This is a genomic window from Reticulibacter mediterranei (genome assembly GCF_016587455.1).
Map to the genome: position 1 here is coordinate 5,104,765 of NZ_BNJK01000001.1, position 10,672 is coordinate 5,115,436.

Below are 10,672 nucleotides of genomic sequence, written 5' to 3' on the forward strand. Positions count from 1 at the left end.
ATCAATTATTTCGATCCATTAGCCGGGAGAAGCTGTTCGCCTCTCCCGGCATGTGATTATGAGAGAAATTGTACGGAATTGAGCATAGGCTGGATATACTTCTGCATAGCCTCGTCGTGCGCAGATGTGGGCAGCACGAATGCGAGGTTGTAATAGGATTTGTTGTGCAGCACGGAAATGCTGGCAAAGTAGCTCTCGTTGCCCTGACTGTCGCTAAGGATCACATCCATCTCGGTCCATTGGGTACCACTGATCGTCGGCTGCGTCTGGGCAGAAGTGACAGGCTGCGCTTTAGTTGCACCAAGCTGGCTGCCGGCACTGCTGATGATCACCTGATTCAAGGCATCGGCGCTTTGCACTTGCGAGCTATCAATGATGCGCTCGACCACAAAAACAATGCCCAGTTTTTCTACGGGATGGAAGCCGGTCGTGACCGTGCCACCAGACTTATCCATTGGCCCTTCTTGCCAGTCTGAGGGATATTGCAGCGATATGTTCAAATCTTTATCTGAAGACTTGCTAAAAGAGGTAGGAGCAGGTAACTGGTTGCCCTGTGTCGCGCCGGGAGTTTGCTGGGTGTTTGGTGTTGGTCGTACCTGACTGGTTGTGGCTTTGACCTTTTTCGCATTGCTGTGTAAGAGATCGCCACTGAGGTAGAGGTTGGTAAGGGTGAAGGCAGAGCCAATGATGGGAACCAGCACAAGAATAGCAACTGCTAACAGAACGCTGCGGAGAGAACGTTTGGGCTTCTCCGTCTGGCTACTGCTGATGGAACCTGCGGTAGCAGTTGGAGACTCCAACGCGTGCGGGAGTCGCGCAGGAACGGTCGTTGGCCAGGGGGGGGTGCCCGCTGGCAGGTATGAGAACGTCGTTGGTTGCCCTGGCTGGGTGGCAGTTCCGCACCGGGGACACGTGGTCGCTGAGTCTGGTAGTTCAGCCTGGCAATGTGAACATGTCATGGTAGTCACTCTCCGTTATTCTGATGGATGAGTTAAACGGCAGTCAAAGCGTACGACTCCACTACGTCGCTCAGTTACCACTCTGACCACTTCCAGTCTAATCGGCTCTCCAATAGCAATGGAAATGTCGCTTTCGTCCAGAACACGGCACTCGAAATGGCGCTCCGGGTCATGGATGTCAGCAATGACGCAGCGCACATAGGGATGTTCTTCCCCTTGAAAAATTGTTGTCAGTCCTGGCTCTTTTTCCAGGAGTATTCCTTCTCGTATCATAAAATGCCTGATGTCCGATCCCTTTACCCGAACAGAGCATAAGAAATTTTTAGCCATTATAATTATATGCTGGAATGTGTATGTATGCAATTATATATCCCAACAAACCAGCCTGGCAAGCCGTATAGTATTTGCGCTGCATTGGCTCTATAAGCCGATTGACATGGGGTATGGCATAAGATTTATTATTTTTCGTGTGGGACTTCTCTCCTGATGATTCTCTTGAAGATAGTGGAATGGAGCCACCAGAGATACTTTTACCTCATCTATCTGTGATAAAAGTATGGAGCGATGGCGGCAAGGGATGAGTAACTTGCCGCTCTCATTGGTTTCATGAGCCACCGCCGGTTCGCTATTTCAGGATGTATGCTGAGCGACTGGCTCTTTTTTGGGAGCTGTGAATTGAAATGGCTTGCTGAAACGACGGTTTAACAGCATGGCAAGGGCGGGCCAGCCATCTTTCCAGGGCGACAACTTTTTCTCTTTGCGTGGTGCATAGCTGATCGGCACTTCCAGAATGGTATAGCCAGCTTGCAGGATACACGCTGTAATCTCTGGCTCAATCTCGAAGCGGCGACCCTCCATCGGCAATGCCTGAGCGATTTCACGCGGCATCAGCTTGTAGCAGGTTTCCATATCGTGAATATGGCTGCCAAAGAGAATATTCGTGGTGGCGGTCAAAAAGCGGTTGCCCCAGCGAGTGGTGAACTTCTGAGCGCCAAGATCACGATAGCCATAGACGGCGACCTTTTCTTTTCCCTGGGCTGTGCCCTCTTCCCACTTGCGTACCAGCGCGGGGAGATCCTGTGGATCATACTCCATATCGGCATCTTGAATGGTGACGAGTTCGCCCGTCACCAGACCGAAGCCGGTGCGCAGACCAACGCCTTTGCCCTGATTGCGTTCGTGGCGCACATAGCGATACTTGCTATATGGCTCCTGCTGGCGCAACTCCTGTAATATTTCCCATGTTCGATCTGTCGATGCGTCATCAACGACGACCACTTCAAGATCGAGGGGAGCTTTCGACAGTTGTTCGAGTACGGTTGCGACGGTTTTTTCTTCGTTATATACCGGGACAACTACGGAAACGCGCATAAAATATAACCTCGTTCCTTTTTGAATGAGAACATAAAAGATTGCCTTGAACCCTTATAACTAAACGAACGAACCAGAAAAAAGATAGCAACAAAGTCCTACTTCACACAAACAAAGTCCTAGTGCCATATCTGAATGGTTCCATCGGTAAGGGCCGCGATAAGCTGCTTATCGATAAAATGGAGGGCGCTGACTTGCCAGGGATGATAGAACTTCTGCACGATCTGGCCGGTACTGACGGACCAGAGATCGATAACTCCTTCGTTAATCTCACTATCTTCGCGTGCGACCGCCAACCATTGTCCATCGGGCGAGAGGGCCAGACGAGCGCTACTGCCCATTGTGCCGCTTAGCAGTTCGCTATATGTGCCTGCTATTGTATCGCATATGCGCAACTTTTGCCCTAAATAGACGAAAGCAACTACTCGCACATCGGGCGTAGTTGCATAGGGAGGAGCACAATCAGCACAATTGCCAACCTCAATGGCGGTTGTAATCTGTGGACGCGCTTTGCCTCCCAGCCGACTCTTCGCCGTGAGATCCCAGCGACGAACGATCACCATTTGTTGCTGCTCATGAGGCACCTGTGCACAGGAAAGCGTCATCAGCGTGCGCGCATCTTGAGAGAGGACGCGCAGACGGATCGCCCAGAAGCGCCTGTTTTCGTTCCCCTCTTCTGAGCAGATCAGCGGCTCGCCCATTTGCGTTGCGGCCGCTTGCAGGTCGTGGGGGATAATATCAGTGCCGCGAACGCCACGCGAGCGCGGTGCCCGTACGTCCTCCGGTAAATGAGGGAGCGCCATCTGAATCTGCGATTTGCCATCAGAGGCAACGTGTAAGGCCGCGTCGAGCGAGTAGTGGGCTGAGACCGCGCGCTCAGTCAGCGGATAGCTCCAGAGCCGGGTGCCGCTAAAGGTATCCCAGACATGCAGCGCCATACGATGCCAGCCTGCCAGTAACGAGCCAGCTGAAGAGAAGCGCAGTTCGCGCAGCGATTCTACTTGAGTCGTGGGATCGGCTGCAATATTGACCGGGTTCTCAGCTTTGCCATTCGCGAGCTGCCAGAGCATGCCCTTGCCATCCAGTGAACCTGCCGCGATGCGCAAACCCTGCACGGTCTGGATGCCGCTGAGGGCTGAAACAACTCCCAACCCACTATGAATGACGGGGCCAGCACGGAGCGGACCGCGCGTACTGAAGATGTTCAGGCCGGAAAATTCGAGATCGTCCGCATTGTCAAAGCGCTGGGGACGTGTGCGCTGGCGAGGGTAGCGTAGATCGATTACGCCACCAATAATGGTATCGTACTGCTGGCGCTTGTCGGGATTGCTCAATACGTCGTAGGCTCGATTGATCCGCTTCATCTCAATAGCACCCTCCGGTCCCGCCAGATCAGGATGAAAGCGGCGAGCAAGTTGTCGATAGGCTCGCTTCACTGTGTCACTGTCAGCATCGACCGGAATACCTAAAATAGCATAATAGTTTTCGGGTGTGTCCATAAGCATATAATCTGATTACCTGCTACTCTGACCACGTTCTTGTGCGCGACGGCGTGACAATGCCACAGCACCGCGACACTCAATAAGGACATCTCTGAATACCTGTTCCCTTCTCTCTGTCACATCTCTCCCTTTCAATTGTACGACCCGCGTTCATCCGAATTCAACGCAGATGCCGCTCCTTGAGGAGGATAAAAAAAAGAACAAATTCAATTTACTGGACGACCTGCAAGTTTTATCTGTGACAGAAAAATGGCACATGTGGGCAAGAATGATTCACACATTGTGAGCTAAAGTTAATACTATCGTAAAGAAACATTGTTATCATCCCGGTGTAATACAGGAAGCGTGTACGGATCAGGAGGAAGAGCATGTCCATAGGAGAACGCGACGAACTATTGAGATACGAAGAAAATATGCGTATTGAAGAGGTGTTGATGCAGTACGACGGCTTTATCGTTGCTGTGGTGAGAGAGCAGATTGGCCTGGACCCCACATTGATACGAGCAGCTGTGCGCGACCTGGAGATCGACGAGTTGGCCCAGTTGGTTCGTATTAAGCTCTGGCATGCACTTGAAAGGAAGGAGATCATGTATCCAAAGGCATATATTCGCCGCATTGTGTACAGCGAAATCGTGGATATGACGCGTCGGCAGAAGAGGCCGGTGCAGCCGTTGCCGGAAGACGAGGAGGGAGAGATCTATAGCGGCAAACTGCTTGTCTCGCCAAGTGAAGGGATGGCTGATCCAGCAGAGGTTGTCGAGCAGCGGGAAGAGGTTCGAGGACGCATGAAAGAGGTGGTTAGCGTTGTGCTGCAACTCCCGGCGCGGCAACGACACGCCATGATTTGTACATTGCGGGACCGCGTTGATGATCCTCAACTCCTGGTGGACGCTTTTAAGCAGAACAAATGTGAAATGCAACAGTGGCAGTGGCCGCAGATGAGAAAAGAGAAGATCTTGCTGCAAGCCTCACTTTCTTACGCCAGACATACCATGTTGTGTGCCATCTTTAGCGAGCAAGCGCAGCAAATGCAGTATTTGCTGGCTCAGAGGAGACGCAGGCGCAAGCAGATGGCGGCAACTGCGACGCGAGGTTGCCGGAATTAACTGGCAACCTCTCCCAGAGATGATGGGCGCGTAGATTCGGCGTATTAATACTATTTTTATATTTTTCCACGCAAAAATGCTTGTACATTTGTAATAGATATGTTACACTGATGAAGGAAAGTGGTGGATGTTGGAAGGAATGATATGAAAATTCATCAACGAACCCTCAAAAACAGAGAAATATCCTCAATGTCTTATCTCATGCAAGACATATTGTTCTCTTTTTTCTTTTCCTGTCCGGTGTCGTAAAATCAACTGAGACTCGTTGCGAGAGACCTGATGAAAAATGATTACAGCGGAGAGGAACAATGTCAGATACACAGCAGACGCATACGTCGGAAGACGCGTATCAGCATACAAACCGGCTGATCCATGAGACCAGCCCCTATCTTTTGCAGCATGCCCACAATCCCGTTGATTGGTATCCCTGGGGAGAAGAGGCGCTGCATAAAGCGCAACAGGAAGATAAGCCGATCCTATTGAGCGTGGGATATTCCGCCTGCCACTGGTGCCACGTAATGGAGCGCGAATCCTTTGAGAATGAGCAGATCGCTGCCCTGATGAATCAGCATTTTATCTCAATCAAGGTGGACCGGGAGGAGCGGCCCGATATCGATAGCATCTATATGCAGGCGGTTCAGGCCATTACTCACCAGGGCGGCTGGCCGATGACCGTTTTCCTCATGCCTGATGGTCGCCCCTTCTACGGCGGCACCTACTTTCCCCCGGCGGATCGCCGCTATGGGCGTCAGGTCATGCCTGGCTTTCCGCGTGTCCTCTTAAATATTGCGACCGTGTATGAGCAGGAGCGGGAACAAGTAGAGGAACAGGCCAACCAGATTGCGCAATATTTGAGAGATAGCAGTGGAGCGCCATTGCGCGTGCAAAACGTCGCAGGAGCGGCAGTCGCACCATCGTATTCAATGCTCGGTGCGGCGAGTCGCAAGCTCGCCACCGATTTTGATGCGCAACACGGCGGTTTTGGCTCGGCCCCCAAATTTCCTAATACGATGGCGCTGGAGTTTTTGTTGCGCGTCCATCAACATCGCCAGAGAGGGGAGATCAGTGAGCAGGCGCTCTTCTCCGAGATGGAGATTGTCGATTCTACGCTACAACATATGGCCTATGGTGGCATCTACGACCAGCTGGGCGGCGGCTTTCATCGCTACTCGGTCGATGCCGAATGGCTCGTGCCGCATTTTGAGAAGATGCTTTATGATAACGCCCTGCTCAGCCGTCTTTATCTGCATGCCTATCTCGTCGCCGTTGATCCCTTGTATGAGCGGATTGTCACCGAGACGCTCGATTATGTTGTGCGTGAGATGACCTCGCCGGAGGGTGGTTTCTATTCGACGCAGGATGCCGATAGCGAGGGGGAGGAGGGCAAGTTCTTTTTGTGGACCGCTCAGGAGATTCGGCAATTGCTCGATCCGCACGATGCTGATCTATTTATGGCCTATTATGATGTCACTCCACGCGGCAACTTTGAAGGGAAAAACATCTTGTATGTTCCGCGCCCGATTGACGAGATCGCTACCGAAGCCGAATTAAGCGTTGGCGAGGTGCAGGAGTCGCTCAAACTTAGCCATAAAGTCCTGTTCAAAACGAGGGAAATGCGCGTGAAGCCTGCACGCGATGAAAAGGTTCTTACCGCCTGGAATGGGCTAATGCTGCGTAGTTTTGCCGAAGCAGGACGTTATCTCAATCGTCCTGATTACTTGCAAGTGGCCGTTAATAATGCTACATTCCTTCTGAACAAATTGCGGGCCGAAAACGGACGCCTGTTGCGTACATACAAAGATGGTCGGGCACGTTTGAACGGCTACCTTGAAGATTACGCCTTTCTGGCAGATGGTTTGCTGGCACTCTATGAAGCGACCTTTGAGACGCGCTGGTTCGTTGAGGCGCGTAAGTTGCTGGATGAGGCAATTACATTGTTTGCCAGCGATCAGCAGGGAGGCTTCTTTGATACTGGCAGCGACCATGAAGCGCTGGTGAGCCGTCCTCGCGATATTATGGATAACGCGACCCCGGCTGGCAATAGTGTGGCTGGGGAGGTGCTGTTAAAGCTGGCAGCTTTTACCGGTGAGGAGAGCTATCGCCAGCGCGCGGACGAATATTTGCAGGCGATTGCGGAGATGGCGGTGCAGCATCCGCAATCTTTCGGGCGGGTACTCTGCTCGCTAGATTTTGCCATCTCGCCAGTGAAGGAGATCGCCATTATCGGGCATGGAAAGCTGGAACCGGGTAATCCAAAAGACGCCGATACACGTATACTGGTCGAGAGAATCAATAATCATTACCTGCCGAACAGCGTGCTGGCCTATAGCGGCGTGGATGAGGTGAAGAATGCGGAGGCAATTGCATTATTGGCAGATCGTCCTTTAAAAGATGGTAAAGCGACGGCATATGTATGCCAGAACTTTGTGTGTCAGGCACCGGTCAACATGCCCGAAGAGCTGGAACAACTGGTGTTAGCATAAATAAGCCATATATTTCGTAGTGGAGCGATTTATCGCGTCGGTGCGGCTCCCAGATGGTTCGAGCAAACGCGATAAATCGCTCCACTACGAAAAGGATTAATGTTCAGGAGGTGCGGTGAGTTAATCATTGACGTAGCGTAGTTCGCCTTGAACCTGGTGGCGACAGAGGAGGCCAGTATTTGCCAGTTGTTCGAGGGCGTGCGAGGCGGCGGCAATCTCTTTTGTGCCAGGGTTATTTTTTGTGGGAGGAGCAAATTGACGTGCCGCCTGCTCAGGCGTAAAGACTGAGAGTGCATCCGGGTGTTCCTCGGTCAGGTAACGGGTAATGGCATCGACGTACCAGGTGAGGAGATCCTCATTATGGGTGATAGGGGGCGCGACAACGATCATGACGGGACAGGGAGCGAACTGAAGAATGCGGCGAGAGACGCTACCGATGAAGAAGCGGCGCATCCTTTCTTTAAACGCATTGCCACGCGTTCCGACCACGATAAAGTTGACGTGGAATTCTCTGGCGGCTTTGATAATCTCATCGGCAGGAACGCCGGTGCGCACGACGCCTTCGATGTGGTCCAGCGCGATGCCCTGTTGTTGGAGCAATATACGCGCTTTCCGTAACACTTCTTCGGCCTGGGCTTGCTGTGTGGTCGTGGCGGCTAAGGGAAGCACCTGCCCGACGTACATGCCAGGATGCATGGTGACGACTTGCGTGAGGGGGATCACGTTGAGGAGGATCAGGTGAACATTAGGTGCTGCCTGTTCAATAAACTCGCCGATAGCGCGCAATGCATATTGCGTTGTTGCAGAAAGATCGGGATCAACACCGAGCAAGATTCGCTTGTTCATGGCAGTCACAGGCTTTTTGTGGGACTGATCACTTCTGTTTGGTTACATAGTCCATTGTACAACATAAGATTTGCGAGTAATCTACAAGCATATACAGTATACCTGTTTTGGACTAAAGAGGCAAGAAATAGGACATATGACAGGTATAGCTTTTGCTGGTGGGTTTGTGAGGGCTGGAGCGCGCTCTGGAGAGAGAAGAAGTGTGGTCGCGGGTATCATCCAGTCGGGTGTTGTACGGGCTTATATGATGCACTTGTATTGCCCATGAATATGGTTATACTTGAAGGTGTGAAATAGACTATCATGCAATAAATTGAACAAATAAATAGTTGCATAGTAAAAATTGAACTGTTACGAAAAGAAGAATTTGAAAGAAAACAAAAATCTGCGTCTGATATTGTAGCTGTAGAACGTTGGATAAAGCCGCAGCTTCAGTGATCGCTGAAGGGGAAGTAGGTTATAGAGCGATGGGGATAACGATGGATAAGCCTCCTGGTGAGATGAGTCTGACCGATCTGGCCGAACACTGCGCCTATGAGATGCGGAAGTATCGTCGTAAAGAGCCATGCGATGATAAATATTGCCTGGAAATATTTCGGCGAGCTGTGGTGCAGCGAAGCGATGCCGCCTGGACTGTTTTGCGGCAACAGTTTCATGAAAGTTTGCGCCTGTGGATGGGGCGTCATGCAAATCGGGAAGCGGCCTTGCGCCATGAAGACGAGCAGAGTTATATCGACGATGCGTTTCGACGTTTCTGGCAGGCAGTGAGCGAGCAAAAACTGGCTTTCTCCACGCTTGCGGGTGCGCTCAGCTATCTGAGATTATGTCTGAATTGTGCCATTATGGATACGCTGAGAGCCTATTCGCGACCAAAAGAAGAACCTATTCCTGATTATGGACAGAGCCAGCTCGATGAGCCTTCGGTGGAAGATCTTTACCACGAGAATGATCTATGGGAGATTGTGCAAAGCATTCTACCGGGAGAAAAAGAGAGACGCGTTGCGTATTTACATTTCCACTGCAATCTCAAGCCGCGCGAAATTATGCGCTATTGCCCAGGCGAGTTTAGCGGTGAAGATGAAATTTATCGATTAAAACGCAATATTGTTGAGCGTATCTTGCGCAACGCCGATAAAATTCGCTGGCGTCTCAGCGATAAATAACATACTTTCATTAAGTAGAAGAATAAAAGCAGCGGGAGCGGTACAAAAATGCTCCCGCTGTTTTTATTCTTCTGTTATGAGTGAGGTTCTGAGGTGGATGTGGCCAAAAAGAGAAGTGCAAAAAACATGTGCGCTGTCGTTTATAGAGCGACACCTATAAAAAGTACTCAAAGTCAGATAAAAACCGGATATTGAAAAAGAGAATATGAGGTAGTGTTCATGCTTACGAACTTGCTCCTGTAAAATGGAGGGAAGGGAGCTTGCGATTGCAGGTCTCAAGCTGAATGGCTGCAACACGAATGATGGAGAATGTGTTTGTCCTGGCAGGCAAGGTGGCTTTTCGGCCCCTAATTCAAGGTGCGCCTGCTTTCTCCCCTTCGAAAAGGGGATCTGCTGGCGGAGGTTTTTTATGAACTGTTTAGACTCAATGGCCCCCAATGAAGAGGAACTGCTGAGATATGCTCTGGATGATGAACCCTTGAAGATGAGCGCGGAGGAGCATCTGGCGCATTGCTCGCTGTGCCGTCAACGGCTTGCCACCTATAAGCGAATAAATACGTTTTTTGTCTCAAATCTATATCGTTCTCAATGCCCCGATCCTACTCAATTAAATCATTATTGCGCAAATATGCTAAGTATTGAAGATACGTTACTCATTACTGATCATCTCAAAATGTGCCCCCTATGCGCTACTGAGGTATTGGATATTCGCAAATTTCTGGCGGACTTCGAGCCTTTTCTCGCTCCTATGCCGCTCTCTTCGCCTGTTGCCTCGTTCAAGCAAATACTGGCCTCTTTCGTTCCCTGGCAGCCTCAGATGGTGATGCGCCAGATACCTGCTGAAAGCCAGGATGCTTCCTGGCCTCGACAATATCGTGCTGGCTCGCTGAATATTTCTCTCCATCTTTCACGCACCAGCAACGGCAACATTATTCTCCTGGGATTATTTAGTAGTATGGACACGGATGAAAGCATTGATGATTTAGAGGGCATTGTCGTTGAACTGCATCGTGCGCGCCCTTCGGCCAGTGAAGCAAATGGGCAACAGATGCAAAAAGAAGAACAGCCGCAAGAGATACCATTTATGTGTACCTCTATCGATGACCTGGGCAATGTGGTCTTCAAATCGGTCCCGATGGGCGAATATCGATTGGTCGTGCACCTATTGGATAGCGATCTGGTCATCAAGGGCTTGACTATTGGGCGCATTTAGCTAGAATAAGATACGTATCTATACATCGA

9 protein-coding genes are annotated in these 10,672 nt (G+C 50.8%); 4 read left to right on the forward strand and 5 right to left on the reverse strand.

The features are described from left to right. Positions 1 to 56 precede the first annotated feature (56 nt). The 4 genes from K3T83_RS22030 to K3T83_RS22045 all read right to left on the reverse strand — a co-directional run bounded on the left by K3T83_RS22030 (position 57) and on the right by K3T83_RS22045 (position 3,835). On the reverse strand, positions 57 to 959 hold the full coding sequence (locus K3T83_RS22030; protein ID WP_220205088.1) for a zinc ribbon domain-containing protein: 903 nt from the start codon (positions 957 to 959) through the stop codon (positions 57 to 59). 15 nt (positions 960 to 974) lie between these two features. Next, complete coding sequence (locus tag K3T83_RS22035; protein WP_220205089.1) at positions 975 to 1,232, reverse strand: hypothetical protein; 258 nt, start codon at positions 1,230 to 1,232, stop codon at positions 975 to 977. A 357-nt stretch (positions 1,233 to 1,589) separates the two neighbouring features. Continuing rightward, positions 1,590 to 2,330, reverse strand: a complete 741-nt coding sequence (locus K3T83_RS22040) for a glycosyltransferase family 2 protein (RefSeq protein WP_220205090.1) — start codon at positions 2,328 to 2,330, stop codon at positions 1,590 to 1,592. A 119-nt stretch (positions 2,331 to 2,449) separates the two neighbouring features. Then, positions 2,450 to 3,835, reverse strand: a complete 1,386-nt coding sequence (locus K3T83_RS22045; RefSeq protein WP_220205091.1) for a DnaJ domain-containing protein — start codon at positions 3,833 to 3,835, stop codon at positions 2,450 to 2,452. Between the two features lie 365 nt (positions 3,836 to 4,200). Here K3T83_RS22045 and K3T83_RS22050 point away from each other — a divergent pair, with 365 nt between their 5' ends. Further along, positions 4,201 to 4,938 carry a sigma-70 RNA polymerase sigma factor region 4 domain-containing protein gene (locus K3T83_RS22050; protein ID WP_220205092.1) on the forward strand — a complete coding sequence of 246 codons (738 nt, stop codon included), beginning with the start codon at positions 4,201 to 4,203 and terminating at the stop codon, positions 4,936 to 4,938. A gap of 308 nt (positions 4,939 to 5,246) precedes the next feature. Further along, a complete protein-coding gene (locus K3T83_RS22055; protein ID WP_220205093.1) occupies positions 5,247 to 7,421 on the forward strand; it encodes a thioredoxin domain-containing protein in 2,175 nt (724 codons plus the stop codon). Between the two features lie 120 nt (positions 7,422 to 7,541). Here K3T83_RS22055 and K3T83_RS22060 read toward each other — a convergent pair whose 3' ends face one another. Further along, on the reverse strand, positions 7,542 to 8,267 hold the full coding sequence (locus tag K3T83_RS22060) for a universal stress protein (protein ID WP_220205094.1): 726 nt from the start codon (positions 8,265 to 8,267) through the stop codon (positions 7,542 to 7,544). 479 nt (positions 8,268 to 8,746) lie between these two features. Here K3T83_RS22060 and K3T83_RS22065 point away from each other — a divergent pair, with 479 nt between their 5' ends. Further along, positions 8,747 to 9,430 (forward strand): sigma-70 RNA polymerase sigma factor region 4 domain-containing protein, encoded by a 684-nt coding sequence (locus tag K3T83_RS22065; protein WP_220205095.1) that lies wholly within the window; start codon positions 8,747 to 8,749, stop codon positions 9,428 to 9,430. A 409-nt stretch (positions 9,431 to 9,839) separates the two neighbouring features. Beyond that, positions 9,840 to 10,643: an anti-sigma factor family protein gene (locus tag K3T83_RS22070; RefSeq protein ID WP_220205096.1), complete on the forward strand. Its 804-nt coding sequence runs from the start codon at positions 9,840 to 9,842 to the stop codon at positions 10,641 to 10,643. The last annotated feature ends 29 nt before the right edge of the window (positions 10,644 to 10,672 follow it).

Bases quoted from the DNA above. Each gene is read 5' to 3' on its own strand.
- K3T83_RS22060 (WP_220205094.1), bottom strand. From the start codon at position 8,267: ATGAACAAGCGAATCTTGCTCGGTGTTGATCCCGATCTTTCTGCAACA.
- K3T83_RS22035 (WP_220205089.1), bottom strand. From the start codon at position 1,232: ATGATACGAGAAGGAATACTCCTGGAAAAAGAGCCAGGACTGACAACA.
- K3T83_RS22050 (WP_220205092.1), top strand. From the start codon at position 4,201: ATGTCCATAGGAGAACGCGACGAACTATTGAGATACGAAGAAAATATG.
- K3T83_RS22070 (WP_220205096.1), top strand. From the start codon at position 9,840: ATGAACTGTTTAGACTCAATGGCCCCCAATGAAGAGGAACTGCTGAGA.
- K3T83_RS22065 (WP_220205095.1), top strand. From the start codon at position 8,747: ATGGATAAGCCTCCTGGTGAGATGAGTCTGACCGATCTGGCCGAACAC.
- K3T83_RS22045 (WP_220205091.1), bottom strand. From the start codon at position 3,835: ATGCTTATGGACACACCCGAAAACTATTATGCTATTTTAGGTATTCCG.
- K3T83_RS22055 (WP_220205093.1), top strand. From the start codon at position 5,247: ATGTCAGATACACAGCAGACGCATACGTCGGAAGACGCGTATCAGCAT.
- K3T83_RS22030 (WP_220205088.1), bottom strand. From the start codon at position 959: ATGACATGTTCACATTGCCAGGCTGAACTACCAGACTCAGCGACCACG.
- K3T83_RS22040 (WP_220205090.1), bottom strand. From the start codon at position 2,330: ATGCGCGTTTCCGTAGTTGTCCCGGTATATAACGAAGAAAAAACCGTC.